Genomic DNA, 17,658 nt, shown 5'->3' on the forward strand with positions numbered 1-17,658 from the left:
ATTCGTTGCAGATCTGCAACGTCACGCTCTCCGATTGCGTGGTCTTGAACCCGGGGTGACTATCAGGACGTGATCGAGTCCCCAGCCAGGCACGAGCAGCAGCACGAACCCAGCTCCCGGGTGTCCGGGGGCTGGGCGGTCGTGGCCTTCGCCGGTCTTGTCGGTGTCGCGCTGGCGGCCACCGCCCAGGCAGCCAACGCCACGGTCACCATGCCGTCCGAGCCGGCACCCTCCGTGTCGCCACGGCTCTCCGCGGCGACCCAGGCGGAGCTGATGTCGGACGTACTCCCGGCGTCGCCGCCGATCACCCTCACCAACCAGGTGACGGACGACGCCGGCGTGCTCAGCGACGCCGAGCGCCAGGACGTCGACGCCGCCCTCGACCGGCTCGCCGACGAGTCGGACCTGCGCATGTTCGTCGTGTACATCGAGAGCTTCGACGGCACGGAGCCCGTGGACTGGGCCAACGCGAGCGCCAACCAGTCGGGCCTGGGCCCGGACGACCTGCTGCTGGCCGTCGCCACCGTCGACCACGAGTTCGGGCTGTCCGCCGACACGAACGTACCCCTCACCCCGACGCAGCTCCGGTCCATCGACAACGCGGTGGCATCAGCGGTCGAGGACGAGCGCTGGGCGCCCGCCGCGACGGACGCCGCCGACGTCGTCCGGCGGGCCGGCGCTGACGCGACCAGCCCGCTCCTCGTCGCCGGTGTCGCGGTGGGCGCGGCACTCGTGCTCGCCGTCCTCGGTTACGTCCTGTGGCGCTTCGCCCTCCCCCGGGCCCTGCCGCGCCTGGCCCGGCTCACGGACCGCTCCGTGGCGGCCGGCGGCCCGGCGCCGGACGAGCTCGCCGACCTGCCCGTCCCCGAGCTCGACGAACGTGCGTCAGGCTCCCTGGTCCGCATCGACGACGCGCTCAAGACCTGCGAGCAGGAGCTCGGCTTCGCTCGCGCGGAGCTGGGTGCCGACGCGACGAGGGACTTCGAGCTGATCCTGGCGCGCGCCGCCGCCGACGTCCGGCAGGCCTTCACGATCCGGCACGAGCTGGACGTCGCCGCGCAGGCGGAGGACGCGCAGGCCGAGGACGCGCAGGCCGACGGCGCCCCGCAGGCCGAGCACCGCCCGGTGCTCGGGGACGCCGAGCGGCGCGCGCGGCTGACCCAGGTCATCGCGCTGTGCGAGAGCGCCGCCGACACGCTCGACGCCCGCACCCGTGCGTTCGACGACCTGCGCCGCCTGCAGCACCGCACGCCCGAGCTGCTGGCCGACGTCGTCGCCAGGGAGCCGGAGGTCACCGACCGCGTGGCAGAGACGCGCACGACCCTCGAGCAGCTCGCCGGGCGGTATCCGGCGGACACGCTGGCGATGGTCTCGGGCAACCCGGAACAGGCCGAGCTGCTGCTGGTCAATGCCAAGGCGGCGGTCTCCGCCGGGCGCTCCGCCCTGGAGGCCGGGCAGAAGGCGGTAGCCGTCGCGCACGCGAGGGGCGCGCAGAACGCGCTGGGTCAGGCGGTCATGCTGCTCGACGCCGTCGACGCCACCGCCGCGCATCTCGACCGGGCGACAGGGCGGCTCGACAGGTCGATAGCGTCGCTGACCCAGGGCGTGGTCGCGGCCCGGTCCGTCGAGGGTGACTTCCGGGTGACCCTCGCGCGCACCGCCGCGCAGGCCTCGCTCAAGCACGTCGAGGTCACGCGAGAGGGCGGTGACCCGCTCGCCGGGCTGCAGCGCATCGCGGCCGCGGAGGCCGCGCTCGACGCCGCGCTCGCCGGGACCCGGGACTTCACGGAGGTCGCGGCCCGGGCGTCCGCACTGCTGCGGGACACCCTCGGCCGGGTCGACGAGCAGCTCCGGCAGACCTCCGACTTCGTCGCCACGCGCCGGGGCGCCGTCGGCTCGCCCGCGCGGACGCGGCTCGCAGAGGCGGCAAGGCTGGCCGACGCCGCCCGCTCGCTCCATCCGACCGACCCCGCCACGGCGCTCGGGGAGGCCCAGCGCGCGAGCAAGCTCGTGCAGGAGGCCGCGCGGCTCGCCCGCGCGGACGCGGACGCCGTGATGATCTCGGCCGCCGCCAAGGCAGAGCCCGAAGCGGACGGTTCGGACGAGAACGGCCCCATCACCGGCGGCATGATGCTCGGCGGCATCCTGCTCGACCCGAAGGTGGTGCGCTCCCGCAGGCACGCCGCCACGGCACGGATCGGTGGCGGTTTCGGCGGCGGCGGTTTCGGCGGCGGACGCCCCGGAACCCTCCGGAGGCTCGGCACGGTCCGCGCCTGGTGGCCGACGCCGGTGAGGTGAAGCGGCACACGTCACATTTCGGGTGGGCGTCCAGGCCGGGGTTCAGGAGTACTTTTTCACCTGCCGGTCTCCTGGCCCCCGGGTGATCGGACGATCCCCACGAGAGGTACTCCATGAAGAAGCTCGCCCTGCCCGCACTCCTGCTCCTCGCCCCGCTGCTCGCGTCCTGCGCGGCGGGCGGCTCGCCCGGTGAGGCCGCGTCGTCCGCCCCGCCGCCGGCCGAGCACGCCGCCGGTGAGGTGCACTGGTCGTACGACGGCGAGGAGGGCCCGGACGAGTGGGGCCACCTGGCCAAGGACTTCGCGGAGTGCGAGGCCGGCGACGCGCAGTCGCCCATCGACCTGCCGGACCACGCCGAGGCGAAGCTGACGGCGCACCCGAAGATCTCGTCGTCGCCCACCGTCGGGGAGTCGGTCGACACCGGCCACACGATCCAGCTCGTGCCCGACGGCGACGCGTCCGAGGTCGAGTGGAAGGACAACGAGTTCGACCTGGCACAGGTGCACTTCCACATGCCGTCGGAGCACACGGTCGAGGGCAAGGCGCTGGACGCCGAGTTCCACTTCGTCCACACGACCGAGGACGGGCAGGTGCTCGTCCTCGGTGTCCTCGCCCAGGAGGGCGACGCGGAGAACGACGCCTGGCAGCCGTTCATCGACGGCGCGGCCGAGCCGGGCTCCGACGAGCTGCCGATCGACGTCGCCGCGATGCTGCCGTCCGACCCGACGTTCGAGGAGTACGCGGGCAGCCTGACGACGCCGCCGTGCACCGAGGGCGTCGACTGGGTCGTCTACCACGAACCCATCGAGCTGTCGGCGGAGCAGATAGCGACCCTCAAGCAGGCCTACGACAACAACGCCCGCCCGATCCAGCCGCAGGGCGACCGCGAGGCATACGAGGGCACGATCACGCTAAGCCAGGACTGACACCGCTGAGTGCTGGGTATTTGCGCCTCCAACCGTCTGGAGAGCGCAAATACCCAGCACTCAACGAGCAACCTGCTACAGGTAGCGGAGCGGGTCGAACTCCTCGATCGGGATGATCCGGACGCGCGGCAGCATCGTCGTGAAGGCGTCGGCGTCGGCCTCGAGGTCGTACATGACCAGGCCGCGCTGCTCCAGCTCCGTGAAGCGGGCGTTCACGAACTCCCGGAAGCCGAGCAGGCCCACCCGGCGGTCGTCGTCGTCGAGCAGCGCCTCGATCTGCGGCAGGAAGTCGCCGTCGTGGCTCGCGAGGAGCACATCGCCGGGACGGTCCATCAGCGCGTCGAGCGTGCGCTGGATACCGACGTCGACCACCTTCTCCGAACCCTGCGCCGCAAGCGGGATGGGCTTGTAGCCCATCGCGAGCAGCGCCTGCACGAACGGCATGGGCATCTGGCCGGACGTCGCGTTCAGGAAGAAGAGCGGCACGACCTCCTGCGACCACACCTTCTCCGCGAAGGCGGAGATGCGGTCCCAGCGGGGACGCTCCTCGGGTGCGGGACGGCGGTTCAGCACGTTCATGCCGAGCGTGGCGTCGATGTTCTCACCGTCGACGATGAGATACGTGCGCCGGGGCGTCTGCCCTGGAACCTGCGGGAACGGTGCTGACATGCCCCCCAGCCTAGCGGCGTGCCGGGTGGCGGACCCTACATGTCGCCCCTCCGGGGCCCGGGCGATTTCCCGGGCGAATCTCAGGCATCGTCCAGGAACCAGCCGCACACTGGAAGCATGGCTACTCCTGAGGCGCGTCTCGTCGTGGTCGACGACGAACCGAACATTCGCGAGCTCCTGTCCACCTCCCTGCGCTTCGCGGGCTTCGAGGTGCATGCGGCAGCGGACGGCAACGGCGCACTTCAGCTCGTCCGCGACGTCGAGCCCGACCTCGTGGTGCTCGACGTGATGCTCCCCGACATGGACGGCTTCACCGTGACCCGCCGGATGCGGGCGACCGGCAGGCACACCCCCGTCGTCTTCCTGACCGCGAAGGACGACACGCAGGACAAGGTGCAGGGCCTGACCGTCGGCGGCGACGACTACGTGACCAAGCCCTTCAGCCTCGAGGAGGTGGTAGCCCGGATCCGCGCGGTGCTGCGCCGCACCGGCGTGCCCGCCCCGGAGGAGGAGGCGGTGCTGCACGTCGGCGACCTCGAGATGGACGAGGACTCGCACGAGGTGCGCCGCGCCGGCGTAGAGGTGGACCTGTCCCCCACCGAGTTCAAGCTGCTGCGCTACCTCATGCTCAACTCCGGCCGTGTCCTGTCCAAGGCGCAGATCCTGGACCACGTGTGGCAGTACGACTGGGGCGGCGACGCGAACATCGTCGAGTCCTACATCTCCTACCTGCGGCGCAAGATCGACACCCTGGAGATCGACGGCGAGACGCTGCCGCCCCTGATCCACACGAAGCGCGGAGTGGGGTACCTGCTCCGCGCTCCGCAGCCCGCCCGTGCTTGAGCGGGCCAAGGAGCGCCTGTCCGGCATCCCGCTGCGCGCCCGGCTGGTCGCGATCATCTCCCTGCTGCTCGCGGCGGGGCTGGGCATAGCTGGGATCGCGACGACGGCGGTGGCGTCGAGCTTCCTGGTCGGGCAGGTCGATGAGGAGCTGGACACGGCTTCGCCCGCCCTGCGCTCGACGCTGACCTACCTACAGAACGACGCCACACAGTGGCTACCCAGCGACTACTACGTCGTGATCGACGGCGAGGACAGCGCGCCCACTGCACGCGGCGCCTCGGTGGAGGAGCGGTTCGGCAGGCCAGACCTGCCCGAGGTGACGTACGACGAGGCAGTGGAGAGCAAGGGCGAGCAGTTCACCGTTCCCGCGACGAGCAACGCCGCGGGAAGCGAGAGCTGGCGCGTCATCACCCTGGGCGCGACGTACCCGTCCGGCGAGCGAGCGGTCGTCTACGTGGCGCTACCGCTGGTCGGCATGGACAAGACGATCTCGATCCTGACCCGCACCCTGATCCTGTCCGGCCTGGGCATCGTGCTGCTCGGCGGGCTCACGGCATGGGTGCTGGTCGAGCGCTCGCTCCGGTCGCTCCGGTCGGTGGAGCACACCGCAGCCCAGATCGCGGCGGGCGACCTCTCCCAACGCGTCCCCGAGGCCCCCGCCGGCACGGAGATGGGCTCCCTCGCGGCGTCGCTCAACGCGATGCTGACACAGATCGAGCGAGCCTTCGCCGCCCAGGAGGCCTCCGAGGTACGGATGCGCCAGTTCGTCTCGGACGCGTCCCACGAGCTGCGCACTCCGGTCGCGACGATCCGCGGCTACGGCGAGCTGTACCGGATGGGCGCCCTGGACAGCACGGAGAAGGTCGACGACACGATGCTCCGCATCGAGGACGCCGCCCGCCGCATGGGCACGCTGGTGAACGACCTGCTGGTGCTCGCCCGGCTCGACGAGGGTCGCCCGATCGCCCGGGCCGACGTCGACCTGGTCGCTCTCGCCCGCGACTCCGTCCAGGACCTGCACGCCCTCGACCCGACGCGAGAGGTGGCCCTGGTACCGCTCGACGCGGCCGCCGCCCCGGACGACCCGGCAGGTCAGGTACCCGACACACTGGTCGTGGAGGGCGACGGCGACCGCCTGCGACAGGTGGTCACCAACCTCATCGGCAACGTCGCGCGGCACACCCCGGCGGGCACGCCCGCGGAGATCGCGCTCGGCGTACGAAAGGACGACGGCGTGGCGGTGCTCGAGGTGCGCGACCACGGCCCCGGCGTCAGCGAGGAGCAGGGCCGCAGGATCTTCGAGCGGTTCTACCGAGCGGACTCGTCCCGCACCCGCGAGTCCGGCGGCTCGGGGCTCGGCATGGCGATCGTCGCGGCGATCGTGGGCACGCACGGTGGGCATGTAGTGGTCATCCCGACCGACGGCGGAGGCCTCACCGTCCAGGTCACCCTGCCGCTCTGAGTCACGACACAACGTGTCGGAGTCGTGACCAGCATCCAAGACGGTAGTAGTCGCCGCTGACCCATTCGGTAATAGGCTGGCGGTGCAGTGACCGACATCGACCGTTAGGCAGAATTCACATGGGCGTGCTCACGTCTGACGCGCCGCAGTGGTTGCTCACGTCCTTCGTCCGCAGTGCGCTGGGCGCGGGAGCCACGGCGGGGACCGAGGCGATCGAGGAGGTCGGTCAGGCCCTTCTGGGCCGCTGGGCCGACGAGCACCGGGCTTTTCACAACCTGCGCCACCTCGCCGCCGTCCTGCACCGGGTGGACCAGCTGGCCGAGGAGACGCACGAACCTGACCTGGTGCGCCTCGCCGCCTGGTACCACGGTGCGGTGTTCAGCTCCGAGAAGAAGGTGGCGGAGGCCTCGCAGGGTGGCGAGCAGTCGACCGCCTCCGCGCTCCTCGCCCACGACGAGCTGACCGGGCTCGGGGTGCCCGCACGCGCCGCCGACCGGGTGGCCGCCCTGGTCAACGCCATAGTCCGGCACGCGCCGAGCCCCACCGACTTCGACGCCGCGGTGCTGAACGACGCCGACCTCGCGATGCTCGCCGCCGAGCCCCAGCGCTACAAGGAGTACAAGGCGGCGGTGCGCGCGGAGTACGCGCACATCCCGATCGAGGACTACCTCAGGGCACGGATCCGGGTCATCGAGCGGCTGCTCGCCCGCAAGTCGCTGTTCCTGAGCCCGATGGGCGCCGCGTGGGAGGAGCCCGCGCGGCAGAACCTCGACATGGAGCTGCACCGGCTGCGCAAGGAGCAGTCGAAGCTCGACGCCGTCTGAGCGCGCCCCTCCCCACGGCCGGGCAGCGGTCCGAGTACGACCACACCTCCGGCTGGAGCACGCCTGTGCACAGCCGCCCCCGGACCCGCCCCGCCGTCGGGCCGCACGTACCTACCGTCGGACGGACGACGCCGGACAGGCCGGCGCGCGGGAGGGATGACCATGCGGTTCGAGGTCGACAGCGATCAGGTGGAGCAGGCGGGCGCGGCAGTGGCGGGCTCGGTGGCGACGGTGCGGACGGAGGTGGGGGCGCTGATGCGCAATCTCGACGCTCTCCAGGCGACCTGGCAGGGTCCGGCGGCCGCCGCGTTCGGCGGCACCGTCGCGCAGTGGCGTGGCGCGCAGGCGCAGGTGGAGGGCGCCCTGGACGCGATCCAGGCGGCTCTGGCGGCCGCTGCCCGCACCTATGCGGACGCGGAGGCGGCAGCCGTCCGCATGTTCTCCTGACGCCTTCTGCCACAAACGGCCGACGCCGGCCGGTCGCCCTCCGTGGGGAGGGTGACCGACCGGCGTCGGACCGGGTTGCCCGGGCCGGGGCCCGGGCGGGGTCAGGCAGGACTCAGAAGTCCATGCCGCCCATGCCACCGGTCGGGTCGCCACCGCCCTGAGCCCCAGCGGGCTCCGGCTTGTCGGCGACGACTGCCTCGGTGGTGAGGAACAGCGCGGCGATCGAGGCCGCGTTCTGCAGAGCAGAACGGGTGACCTTGACCGGGTCGTTCACGCCCGCGGCGAGCAGGTCCTCGTACACACCGGTCGCGGCGTTCAGGCCCTGGCCGGCGGGGAGGTTGCGCACCTTCTCCGCGACGACGCCACCCTCGAGGCCGGCGTTGATGGCGATCTGCTTGAGCGGCGCGTCGATGGCGGCACGCACGATCGAGGCACCGATCGCCTCGTCGCCCTCGAGCTCCAGCTTGGCGAACGCGACGGCACCGGCCTGGATGAGGGCCACGCCACCACCGGCGACGATGCCCTCCTCGACGGCAGCCTTCGCGTTGCGAACGGCGTCCTCGATGCGGTGCTTGCGCTCCTTGAGCTCGACCTCGGTGGCCGCGCCGGCCTTGATGACGGCGACGCCGCCGGCCAGCTTGGCGAGGCGCTCCTGCAGCTTCTCGCGGTCGTAGTCCGAGTCGGACTTGTCGATCTCGCTGCGGATCTGGTTCACGCGACCGGCGATGAGGTCGGCCTCGCCGGCACCCTCGACGATCGTGGTCTCGTCCTTGGTGACGACGACCTTGCGCGCCTGGCCGAGCTCCTCGAGCGTCGCGTTCTCCAGCTTGAGGCCCACCGTCTCGGTGATGACCTGGCCGCCGGTGAGGATCGAGATGTCCTGCAGCATGGCCTTGCGGCGGTCGCCGAAGCCCGGAGCCTTGACGGCGACGGACTTGAAGGTGCCACGGATCTTGTTCAGCACCAGGGTCGCCAGGGCCTCGCCCTCGACGTCCTCGGCGATGATGAGGAGCGACTTGCCCGACTTCATGACCTGGTCGAGCAGCGGCAGCATGTCCTTGACGTTCGAGATCTTCGACTCGACGATCAGGACGTACGGGTCCTCGAGCACGGCCTCCTGGCGCTCGGGGTCCGTCTCGAAGTAGCGGGCGAGGAAGCCCTTGTCGAAGCGCATACCCTCGGTGAGCTCGAGCTCGAGGCCGAAGGTGTTCGACTCCTCGACGGTGATGACGCCTTCCTTGCCCACCTTGTCGAGGGCCTCGGCGATGAGCTCGCCGATCGCCGGGTCACCGGCCGAGATCGCGGCCGTGGCGGCGATCTCTTCCTTGGTCTCGATGTCCTTGGCGGCGTTCAGCAGCTGCTCGGTGACGGCCTCGACGGCCTTCTCGATGCCACGCTTGATGGCGATCGGGTTGGCACCGGCGGCAACGACGCGCAGGCCCTCCTTCACGAGCGCCTGGGCGAGCACGGTGGCGGTGGTGGTGCCGTCACCCGCGACGTCGTCAGTCTTCTTGGCGACCTCCTTGACGAGCTCGGCGCCGATCCGCTCGAACGGCTCCTCGAGCTCGATCTCCTTGGCGATGGAGACACCGTCGTTCGTGATCGTGGGGGCGCCCCACTTCTTGTCGAGAACGACGTTGCGGCCCTTCGGGCCGAGCGTGACCTTCACCGTGTCGGCGAGCTGGTTGAGCCCGCGCTCCATGCTTCGACGAGCGACCTCGTCGAAAGCGATGATCTTGGCCATGGGGATGAATCCTCCGCTGGTGGCTTGTCCAGGCCGGCCGGTGCCCGCGACGGACGGCCTGCCGTCCCGACGATCATGTCTCGCCGTGACCGGAGGCCTCACCATTCGACCCTTGCTGTCACTCTCGAACGGAGAGTGCTAAGACATTATTGGCACTCGGACCATGAGAGTGCAAGGCGCGTCCGGGTCAGGTGGGTCACGGGCGGAGGTCCGGCAGCGAGCGGACGTCGAACTCCCGCAGCAGCGCCCGGCGGGCGGCGTGCCAGCCGCCCATCCCGTGCACACCCGGCCCGGGCGGGGTCGAGGCGGAGCACAGGTACAGCCCCTCGGCGACCTGGTAGGGATCGGGTGCGAGCGTGGGGCGCGCGACCATCTGCCACATCGTGGCCGCCCCCGCGGAGATGTCACCACCGGGATAGTTCTGGTTGTGGTGCTCCATCTCCGCGGCGGGTATGCACCGCGAGCCGACGACGACGTCGCGGAAGCCGGGCGCGAACCGCTCGATCTGCCTGGTCACCGCCTCCGTGACGTCCTGCGTCGACCCCGCGGGCACGTGCGCGTACGTCCACAGCGGCCGCAGGGGACCGCGCGGCCGGCTCGGATCGGCGACGCTCGGGTCACTGACCAGCACCACGGGATGGTCGGCATGCAGCCCGAGCGCCACGCTGTCCTCCGCGGCCACCAGCTCGGCCCGCGTCCCGCCGACGTGCACGGTGGAGGCACGCCCGACGTCGGGCACACGCCAGGGGACCGGACCGTCGAGGACGAAGTCGACCTTGGCCGCCGCGTTCCCGTACCGGAACCGCCGCAGGGCCGCACGGCGCCCCGGCCGGACCCGGTCCCCGGCGATCCGCAGCAGGGTACTGGGCGTGGTGTCGAAGAGGACGGCGCGCGCGGGCGGCAGATCGGACCAGCTCTCGACCCGGTGGTCGGCCTCGACGGTTCCTCCGTGTGCCTCCAGGTCACGGACCATCGCGTTCACTATCGCCTGGGAGCCGCCGACCGGGATCGCCCAGCCGCCGTCGGCGTGCGCGAGCGCCGCGAGGAGCAGTGCCGTCCCCGCGCCCGCGAGCGACGGGAGCGGCGTGATGTTGTGCGCCGCGACGCCGGTGAGCAGGGCCTTGGCCTCGTCCGTGAGGAACCTGCGGTCCCAGCGGGGCCCGCCCTGCTCGAGGAGCGCGGTGCCGAAGCGCAGGCCGGGCCGGACCATCGAGGCGAGGGCACGCACCGGCAGCGTGTGCCCGCCGGAACCGGGCACGCCCTCCGCCGTGCCGTGCACCGTCCGCTTGTCGCCCAGGGCGAGCGCCGTGACCTGCCGCCAGTGGGCGGTGAGCGGGCCCAGGAGGTCGCTCCAGGCATCGCCGTCGGGCCCGAGCCGGTCGGCAGTTCGAGCCAGGTCGCGGAAGGCGATGCCCGCACGGCCGCCGTCGAGCGGATGGGCGTAGGCGATCTCGGGCGCGACGAGCTCGACACCACGTGCGGAGAGATCGAACGACCGGAAGAACGGCGACGCCCAGGCCATGGGGTGCACGGCGGAGCAGAGGTCGAACAGCATGCCGTCCGCGAGCTCGGGGATCGCGACGGTGCGGGCGCCGCCGCCGATCGTCGGCTGGGCCTCGAGGACCCTGACTCCTAGCCCGGCGCGGGCGAGCGTCACCGCGGCCGCCAGGCCGTTGGGTCCTGAACCCACTACAACCGCGTCGAGCAGGGTCACTCCCCCATCGAATCACGGTATCGGGCCGGACGGCCGATGGCGGGGCAGTCCTACCGGTCGAGGCTCGCCTGGCGGGGGACCAGGTGCCAGAACGAGCAGCCGCGGTACGGGCGGCTGCTCGGAGGCGTCGGGCATCATCGTCCGGCTACGCAGCAACGACGGTCGTCGTCGACCGTCCAGATCGGACGCCGGGGTCTGGGTCCCGGCGGTCCTGGGGGTGCGGCGGGCGACGGGCGGGCCCTTCCCGCCCGTCGTCCCATCGAATCAGAGTGGACGAACCTGCTCTGCCTGCGGGCCCTTCTGTCCCTGCCCCACCTCGAATTCCACTTCCTGCCCCTCGTCGAGGGACCGGTAGCCATCGGACTGGATCGCGCTGTAGTGAACAAAAAGGTCCTGGCCGCCGGCAGTCGGGGTAATAAAGCCATACCCCTTCTCGGCGTTGAACCACTTGACGGTGCCCTGGGCCATGCGTAGTTCTCCTTGTACCTCTGCACGGGACACTCGGTCGACCCGTGGTGGTTCGAGCCTAGTGGTCCGGCTCACACCAGGGAACCCTCTATGTCCCGTATGAGGTATTAAGCGGATGGCGAACGGGCAGGTCAGAGGCCTGAGGCACGATCCGCGCAGGCGGATATCAATCTGGTGGTACCAGCCGGACGGAGAATCGGCCACACTCCGGCCCAGTCCGGGAGTCGACCAGTGGTTGACCGAAAGCCGACGACAACGCTGCCATCGGCACGCTCACCTGACCGGCGCCGTCAGCCCGTCGGTGCCGTCAGCCCGTCGGTGCCGTCAGCCCGTCGGTGCCGTGAACAAGAAGACCCAGACGGCCTGGGGAGAGCTCGTCACGGCGGCGTTCTCGACGACGTTGGCCTCCGGAATGCCCAGGATCGCGGCGGCCGCCTTGGCCTCCTTGTCCCGCCCCTGGCCGTACCAGACGACGTTGGCCCCGGCCGCGGTGACGGCCGAGAGGTCGGCCTCCGGGGGCGTCGCGGTGAACTCCGACCCACCGAGGCCGCCGGAGACGAGACTCTCGCTGGAATCACCCGCGAGGCCCTGGACGGTCCCCAGGTTGTACACCATGTACTTCGCAGCTGGGTCGGCCGCCGCGACCAGATCTGCCACGCTCTGCTCAGGCGTCTCCGCCGACGGCGACGCGCTCGGCGAGGGGCTCGTCTCCGAGGCGGAGCCGGATGCCGAGGACGAGGCCGACGCCGAAGGCGACGAGCTGGGCTGCGCCTCTGCAGGGTCGTCGCCACCTCCCGACAGCAGCGTGATGCCGCCCCACGCCACGGCGGCGCAGACTACGGCGACCAGCAGGAACGGCCAGGCCGAGCTCCAACCGCTGCGCGGCGCACGGTGCACACCCACCGGTGCGCCCCCGGGGACAGCGACGTCGAACTCGTCGGGCGGGTAGGGGTAGCCACTCTTCGTCACGGCAGAGAGAGTAGCGGGTCGTTGTGACGGATCGGTGCCCGCTCAGTGGTTCTCATCGGCCAACCGTCGTGCAGAGCGTCCCCGCTGGCGGGTCGATCGGACCCTGCGCAGGCGCTTGACCAGCATCGGGTCGTGCTCGAGGGCGGCAGGAGTGTCGATCAGCGCGTTCAAAACCTGGTAATAGCGCGTGGCCGTCAGATCGAAGAGTTCCCGTGCCGCTTCCTCTTTCGCGCCCGCGTACTTCCACCAGCGACGCTCGAACGCGAGAATCTCCCGGTCTCGGTCCGAGAGCTTGTTCCCGGCACCGTTGACCCGCTCGACATCGGGACTGTCGACCCCGGGAGCCAGCACCTCGCTCACGGACTCACCGCGTACCCGAAGGACGTGACTGTTCTTCACCCTTCCCCTTTCACAGTGTCAACACGCCGACCCGCCCCTCGACGCCGATACCGGACCTCCGTGGCCGCCCCTACGGGAGGCGCCAGTCGACCGGCTGCGCCCCCTGCTGCTCGAGCAGCGCGTTGGCCCGCGAGAACGGCTTCGAGCCGAAGAACCCGTTGCGCGCCGACAGCGGCGAGGGGTGCGCGCTCTCGACGATCGGCACGTCCCCGAGCCACGGCTTCAGGTTGCGCGCCTTCGCGCCCCACAGGATCGCCACGAGCGGGCCGCCCCGCGCCACGAGCGCACGGATCGCGGCCTCCGTGATCTCCTCCCAGCCCTTGCCCGCATGGGAGTCGGAGGCGCCGGGCCTGCAGGTGAGGGTCCTGTTCAGCAGCATGACCCCCTGGTCGGCCCACGGCCGCAGGTCGCCGTTCGACGGGAGCGGGCTGCCGAGGTCGTCCTGCATCTCCTTGTAGATGTTCACCAGCGACCGCGGCACGGGCCGCACCTCCGGCTGCACCGAGAACGACAGCCCCATGGCGTGGCCCGGCGTCGGATACGGGTCCTGGCCCACGATGAGGACACGCACGTCCGCGAACGGCCGCTTGAATGCCGCGAGGACGTTCTCTCCCGCGGGTACGTAGGTGCGCCCCTGGGCGACCTCGGCACGCAGGAAGTCACCCATCGCGTGGATCCGCGGTTCGACGTCTGCCAGTGCCTCCGCCCAGTCCGGTGCGACCACCTGCGACAACGGGGGCGGGCCCGAGGCAGCGGCGGTGTCGACAGGGGGCGTCGGGTTCACGATGGTCTCCACGTCCAGGAGGTTACCGGCACCCTCTGACACTGCCAGTTTGTGCTGCCCGTCACACCCCCGACCCAGCAAGCTCCCCGCGCCAAGCGGGAGAATGGGCACCGTGAGCGCCACGACGATCCCAGAACCGGAAGGCCAGTCCCCCGACCTCCCCACCGCCGCCCCCGTCCGCTGGGCACGGTACGTCGCCATGGGCGACTCCTTCTCGGAGGGCCTGTGGGACCCGTACCCCGACGCCCCGGACATCCAGCGCGGCTGGGCCGACGACCTCGCCGCCGTCCTCTCGACACGCCGGATCGCCGCGGGCGAGGCACCGCTCGAGTACGCGAACCTCGCGATCCGTGGCCGCAAGCTGCGCCCGGTCATCGCCGAACAGCTCGACGTCACCCTCGACGCCAAGCCGGACCTCGTCTCGCTCGTCGCGGGCGGCAACGACATCCTCCGCGCCTCCGCGGACATCGAGGCGCTCTCGGCAGCGCTGGAGGACGCCGTCGTCGCCCTCCGGGAGACCGGGGCCGACGTCCTGATGGGAACCGGGTTCAAGGCGGGCGCCGCTCTCAGCTGGACCAACGGCCGCACGGCGATCTTCAACTCGAACGTCTGGTCCATCGCCCGCCGGACCGGCGCGCACGTCCTTGACCTGTGGGGCATGCGGGCGCTGGGCGACCTGCGCCTCTGGTCCGACGACCGCATCCACCTCACCCCGGAGGGACACCAGCGGGTGGCGAACGCGGCGCTGGTCGCGCTCGGTCTCGAGCCGGACGACGCCGCCTACGACACCCCGCTCGACGCCGCCCCGCCGGCAGCCTTCCGCGAGACGGCGAGCGCCAACGCGGCGTGGATGCGTCAGCACGTGGGTCCGTGGGTCAGGCGCCGCCTGACGGGCACCTCCAGCGGCGACGGCCGCACCGCGAAATGGCCGACGCCGCAGCAGTGGCCGCGGGCGTGATCGCGCGTCCGGCCGTAGGATCGGCGGGTGAATCTCTGGGGCTCTCCGGTGTTCGCGCCGGGGAGCCTCCGCCGTTCCGGACAGCCCCGGTTCACCGAGTAACTTAACCTTCTAGATGGTATAGTTACTGTCATGACGATGAGCCCTCCGGTCGATGCTCCCGTGTCGCTGCTCGGCCCCCGACGGCGCTGGACGCTCCTGGTGACGGTAGGCGCAGGCCTGCTCCTGATCACCCTGGACAACTCGATCCTGTACACGGCGCTGCCGACCCTCACCCGGGAGCTCGACGCCAGCTGGACCGAGAGCCTCTGGATCATCAACGCGTACCCGCTGGTGATGACCGGCCTGCTGCTGGGCACGGGAACCCTCGGCGACCGGTTCGGCCACCGGCTCATGTTCCTGGCCGGTCTCGTCGTGTTCGGGTTCGCATCCTTCCTGGCGGCCACGGCACCCACCCCGGAGGTCCTGATCGCCGCACGCGGCCTGCTGGCCGTCGGCGCGGCGGCGATGATGCCGGCCACGCTCGCCCTGATCCGGGTGGCCTTCGTCAACGAGCGCGAGCGCAACATCGCGATCAGCGTGTGGGGCAGCCTCTCGGTGGTGGGCGGCGCGCTCGGACCGATCGTCGGCGGCGCGCTGCTCGAGCACTTCGCCTGGGGCTCGATCTTCCTGATCAACGTGCCGGTCGTCCTTGTCGCCCTGGTCCTCGGGGTCGCCGTCGCCCCGCAGAACGAACCCCACCCCGGCACGAAGTGGGACTTCATCTCCTCCCTGCAGGCCCTGGTCACGCTGATCGGCCTCGTGGTGCTGATCAAGGAGGTGGTCAAGATCGACCGCTCGGACACGGTGCTGCTCAGCGCGGCGCTGGCGACGGTCGTCGGATGGTGGCTCTTCGTCCGCCGGCAGCGGCGCCTGCCGTTCCCGCTGCTGGACCTGTCGATCTTCCGCAACGCCGCCTTCGCCTCCGGCGTGCTGGCCGCTGCGTTCGCCATGTTCGCGATGGGCGGCCTGCAGCTGGCCACCACCCAGCGGTTCCAGCTCGTGGCGGGCTTCTCGCCCCTGGAGTCGGGACTGCTGGTGGCCGCCGTCGCGATCGGCTCCCTGCCGTCGTCGATCCTCGGTGGTGCCTTCCTGCACGTCGTCGGCCTGCGGTTCCTGATCGGCGGCGGCCTCGGTGTCGGCGCGGTCGGTGTGGGCTGGACCCTGGTCGCCGTCCCGCACGGCATGGGGTGGCTGCTCGGTGGCCTGCTCGTCACCGGCGTCGGGCTGGGCGCGGCGATGTCCGTGGCCTCGACGGCGATCATCGGCAACGTGCCCGCCCGGCGGGCAGGCATGGCCTCCTCCGTGGAGGAGGTCTCCTACGAGTTCGGCAGCCTCGCCGCGGTGGCGCTGCTCGGCTCGCTGCTGACCACCATCTACACCCTGACCGTTCGCCTGCCCGTCGGCGCTCCGACCGAGGCCCGCCGGTCCTTGACCGACGCCCTGGCCGCGCCCGGCAGCGGCCCCGAGGTCCTTGACGCCGCGTTCCGCGCGTTCGGCAACAGCTACTCGACGGTCATGGTGGTCTGCGCGGGAGTCCTCACGGTCGGCGCGATCATCACGACCGCGCTGCTCCGCGCCTACGGGCCCGGATCGGCGTCCTCCGCCTACGGCTCCGGCCACTGACGCCCCGAGCACCCCGGAGACCCCCGTGCGACCGAGCAACCGCGACCGCATCCTCGAAGCCGCCGTCCGCGTCATCCAGCGTGAGGGCGTCACCGCCGTCACCTTCGACTCCGTGGCGGCCGAGGCCGAGCTGACCCGCGGCGGGATCATGTACCACTTCCCGTCCCGCGAGGACCTGCTCGTCGCCATCCACCAGCACCTCGCCGACCGCTGGGAGGATTCTCTGCTGGTCGAAGCGGGCCGGCCCCTCGACGAGCTCACCGCCGACGAGCGCCTGTCCGCCTACATCCGCGTGAACGCCCGGTCCGCGACCCGCGCCGAGCTGCAGCTCATGCTGGAGTCCGCCACGCACCCCGAGTGGGCAGCGCCGTGGAACGGCGTCCTGGAGCGCTGGGCGCCCGTTCCAAGCGACGTCGGGACCGACGCCGCCTCTATGGCCCGGCTTGTCACCAGGCTCGCCGCGGACGGGCTGTGGATGTTCGAGGCACTCGCCTACCGCGATCTGCCGGAGGCACAGCGCCGTGCGGTGGCGGAGCACCTGGTGCGGGCGGTCGCCACTCCGGAGCGCTGAGCCAAGGCTCGTGCGATTGGTTCAGTAGAGGTCATGCGATCGGTCCAGTAGAGCCCGCCCGCGCTGGTCAGCGCACCGACCCCTCGCGCGCGGCGCGGCAGAGCACCAACCAGATGTCGGATTCCGCTCCCGACTGCAGACCTGATAGCGGCCCGCACCCGCCAGTGCAGAGTTCGTCGCGGATACAGCCCTTCAAACGGCGACAAAGTCTGCACTTGCAGCGATGGGCGTGTCGAAGATCCAGGGACGACAGCAGGCCAGCACCGGAACGGCACTGGCCTGCTGGAACGTCTGGAGCCGCCTGTCGGGTTCGAACGGACGACCTTCAGCTTAGAAGGCGTCCACGGCTCGCCCTACGGGCTCTGCTCGAAGCTGGAATCAGCGAGAAACGTCGTCGGACCTCGACGCCTGTCGCTCCTGGTCGCTGGCTATTGTCAGGCAGATTGTCAGGCAGACGCGCTTCGGTCCCCTGCGGGCTTGTGGCTCAGTTCCTGCTAGGTGGGCTTCGTGGGGTCCTTGTCCCTCTGGTGTGCGGTTGGTGCCCGCCGGAGGCATCAGGCGTCAGGCAAGCGCTCCAGCGATCTGGGCCCCTCCCATCACGATGCCGAGCAGGACGAAGAGCCAACCGATGCCGCGTGTGAATGGGTACACCCACTGCGGATGCGGCGCGTCTGGGTTCTGGCGCTGCCACTTGAGCGCGGACCGGACCGTCGACTTGGTGAACACGATCAAGGACGTGCCCATTACGACCGCCAGTACGGCCCAGATGAGCGTGAACGTCCTGTCCGTCATGCGCTGACCGTAGCGGCGGTGCCCATGTCAGGGGAACCGGGGTCGCCCCTGGGTCTCCAGCAACGAGAGACGGTCCTGACCATTTGCGTCGGGACCGTCTCTTGTCATGTGTCGGGCCGGTAGGC

The 17,658-nt window shown here is 71.0% G+C and carries 17 protein-coding genes; 9 read left to right on the forward strand and 8 right to left on the reverse strand.

All coding sequences use genetic code 11. The features are described 5' to 3' along the window. Positions 1-69 precede the first annotated feature (69 nt). Both ACQEVI_RS09040 and ACQEVI_RS09045 read left to right on the forward strand, forming a co-directional pair. Positions 70-2,298 (forward strand): TPM domain-containing protein, encoded by a 2,229-nt coding sequence (locus ACQEVI_RS09040; protein WP_432897158.1) that lies wholly within the window; start codon positions 70-72, stop codon positions 2,296-2,298. A gap of 113 nt (positions 2,299-2,411) precedes the next feature. Continuing rightward, positions 2,412-3,224 carry a carbonic anhydrase gene (locus tag ACQEVI_RS09045; RefSeq protein WP_432897161.1) on the forward strand — a complete coding sequence of 271 codons (813 nt, stop codon included), beginning with the start codon at positions 2,412-2,414 and terminating at the stop codon, positions 3,222-3,224. A 75-nt stretch (positions 3,225-3,299) separates the two neighbouring features. Here ACQEVI_RS09045 and ACQEVI_RS09050 read toward each other — a convergent pair whose 3' ends face one another. After that, positions 3,300-3,893, reverse strand: coding sequence for an NYN domain-containing protein (locus ACQEVI_RS09050; RefSeq protein ID WP_357452441.1), 594 nt, complete (start codon positions 3,891-3,893; stop codon positions 3,300-3,302). A 117-nt stretch (positions 3,894-4,010) separates the two neighbouring features. On the opposite strand from ACQEVI_RS09050, the gene ACQEVI_RS09055 reads away from it, so the two are divergent. The 4 genes from ACQEVI_RS09055 to ACQEVI_RS09070 all read left to right on the forward strand — a co-directional run bounded on the left by ACQEVI_RS09055 (position 4,011) and on the right by ACQEVI_RS09070 (position 7,469). Further along, positions 4,011-4,736, forward strand: coding sequence for a response regulator transcription factor (locus tag ACQEVI_RS09055; protein WP_116676991.1), 726 nt, complete (start codon positions 4,011-4,013; stop codon positions 4,734-4,736). Further along, entirely contained in the window at positions 4,729-6,198 is a 1,470-nt protein-coding gene (locus ACQEVI_RS09060) for an ATP-binding protein (protein WP_432897166.1), read from the forward strand. The genes ACQEVI_RS09055 and ACQEVI_RS09060 overlap by 8 nt, the downstream gene beginning before the upstream one ends. Positions 6,199-6,317: 119 nt before the next feature. After that, on the forward strand, positions 6,318-7,022 hold the full coding sequence (locus tag ACQEVI_RS09065; RefSeq protein ID WP_432897169.1) for an HD domain-containing protein: 705 nt from the start codon (positions 6,318-6,320) through the stop codon (positions 7,020-7,022). 162 nt (positions 7,023-7,184) lie between these two features. Beyond that, a complete protein-coding gene (locus tag ACQEVI_RS09070; RefSeq protein ID WP_432897172.1) occupies positions 7,185-7,469 on the forward strand; it encodes a WXG100 family type VII secretion target in 285 nt (94 codons plus the stop codon). A 112-nt stretch (positions 7,470-7,581) separates the two neighbouring features. On the opposite strand, the gene groL is transcribed toward ACQEVI_RS09070, so the two are convergent. The 6 genes from groL to ACQEVI_RS09100 all read right to left on the reverse strand — a co-directional run bounded on the left by groL (position 7,582) and on the right by ACQEVI_RS09100 (position 13,496). After that, positions 7,582-9,213, reverse strand: coding sequence for a chaperonin GroEL (gene groL / locus ACQEVI_RS09075; RefSeq protein WP_432897175.1), 1,632 nt, complete (start codon positions 9,211-9,213; stop codon positions 7,582-7,584). 196 nt (positions 9,214-9,409) lie between these two features. Next, complete coding sequence (locus ACQEVI_RS09080; RefSeq protein WP_432897178.1) at positions 9,410-10,927, reverse strand: phytoene desaturase family protein; 1,518 nt, start codon at positions 10,925-10,927, stop codon at positions 9,410-9,412. 264 nt (positions 10,928-11,191) lie between these two features. After that, the gene (locus ACQEVI_RS09085; RefSeq protein WP_108493306.1) at positions 11,192-11,395 is read right to left on the reverse strand and encodes a cold-shock protein; all 204 of its coding nucleotides are present in this window, start codon (positions 11,393-11,395) and stop codon (positions 11,192-11,194) included. A 324-nt stretch (positions 11,396-11,719) separates the two neighbouring features. Next, positions 11,720-12,364 carry a hypothetical protein gene (locus tag ACQEVI_RS09090; RefSeq protein WP_432897182.1) on the reverse strand — a complete coding sequence of 215 codons (645 nt, stop codon included), beginning with the start codon at positions 12,362-12,364 and terminating at the stop codon, positions 11,720-11,722. A gap of 42 nt (positions 12,365-12,406) precedes the next feature. Further along, positions 12,407-12,715 (reverse strand): DUF3263 domain-containing protein, encoded by a 309-nt coding sequence (locus ACQEVI_RS09095; protein WP_432905872.1) that lies wholly within the window; start codon positions 12,713-12,715, stop codon positions 12,407-12,409. A gap of 118 nt (positions 12,716-12,833) precedes the next feature. Then, positions 12,834-13,496, reverse strand: coding sequence for a uracil-DNA glycosylase (locus tag ACQEVI_RS09100; RefSeq protein ID WP_432905875.1), 663 nt, complete (start codon positions 13,494-13,496; stop codon positions 12,834-12,836). Between the two features lie 250 nt (positions 13,497-13,746). On the opposite strand from ACQEVI_RS09100, the gene ACQEVI_RS09105 reads away from it, so the two are divergent. The 3 genes from ACQEVI_RS09105 to ACQEVI_RS09115 all read left to right on the forward strand — a co-directional run bounded on the left by ACQEVI_RS09105 (position 13,747) and on the right by ACQEVI_RS09115 (position 16,741). Continuing rightward, complete coding sequence (locus ACQEVI_RS09105) at positions 13,747-14,505, forward strand: SGNH/GDSL hydrolase family protein (protein ID WP_432905878.1); 759 nt, start codon at positions 13,747-13,749, stop codon at positions 14,503-14,505. A gap of 132 nt (positions 14,506-14,637) precedes the next feature. After that, positions 14,638-16,170: an MFS transporter gene (locus ACQEVI_RS09110; protein ID WP_432897184.1), complete on the forward strand. Its 1,533-nt coding sequence runs from the start codon at positions 14,638-14,640 to the stop codon at positions 16,168-16,170. A gap of 25 nt (positions 16,171-16,195) precedes the next feature. Next, a complete protein-coding gene (locus ACQEVI_RS09115; RefSeq protein ID WP_432897188.1) occupies positions 16,196-16,741 on the forward strand; it encodes a TetR/AcrR family transcriptional regulator in 546 nt (181 codons plus the stop codon). Between the two features lie 561 nt (positions 16,742-17,302). On the opposite strand, the gene ACQEVI_RS09120 is transcribed toward ACQEVI_RS09115, so the two are convergent. Further along, positions 17,303-17,533 carry a hypothetical protein gene (locus tag ACQEVI_RS09120; RefSeq protein WP_432897191.1) on the reverse strand — a complete coding sequence of 77 codons (231 nt, stop codon included), beginning with the start codon at positions 17,531-17,533 and terminating at the stop codon, positions 17,303-17,305. Between the last annotated feature and the right edge of the window lie 125 nt (positions 17,534-17,658).

Origin of the sequence: Promicromonospora sp. CA-289599, assembly GCF_050936155.1 — a bacterium.
GTDB lineage: Bacteria > Actinomycetota > Actinomycetes > Actinomycetales > Cellulomonadaceae > Promicromonospora.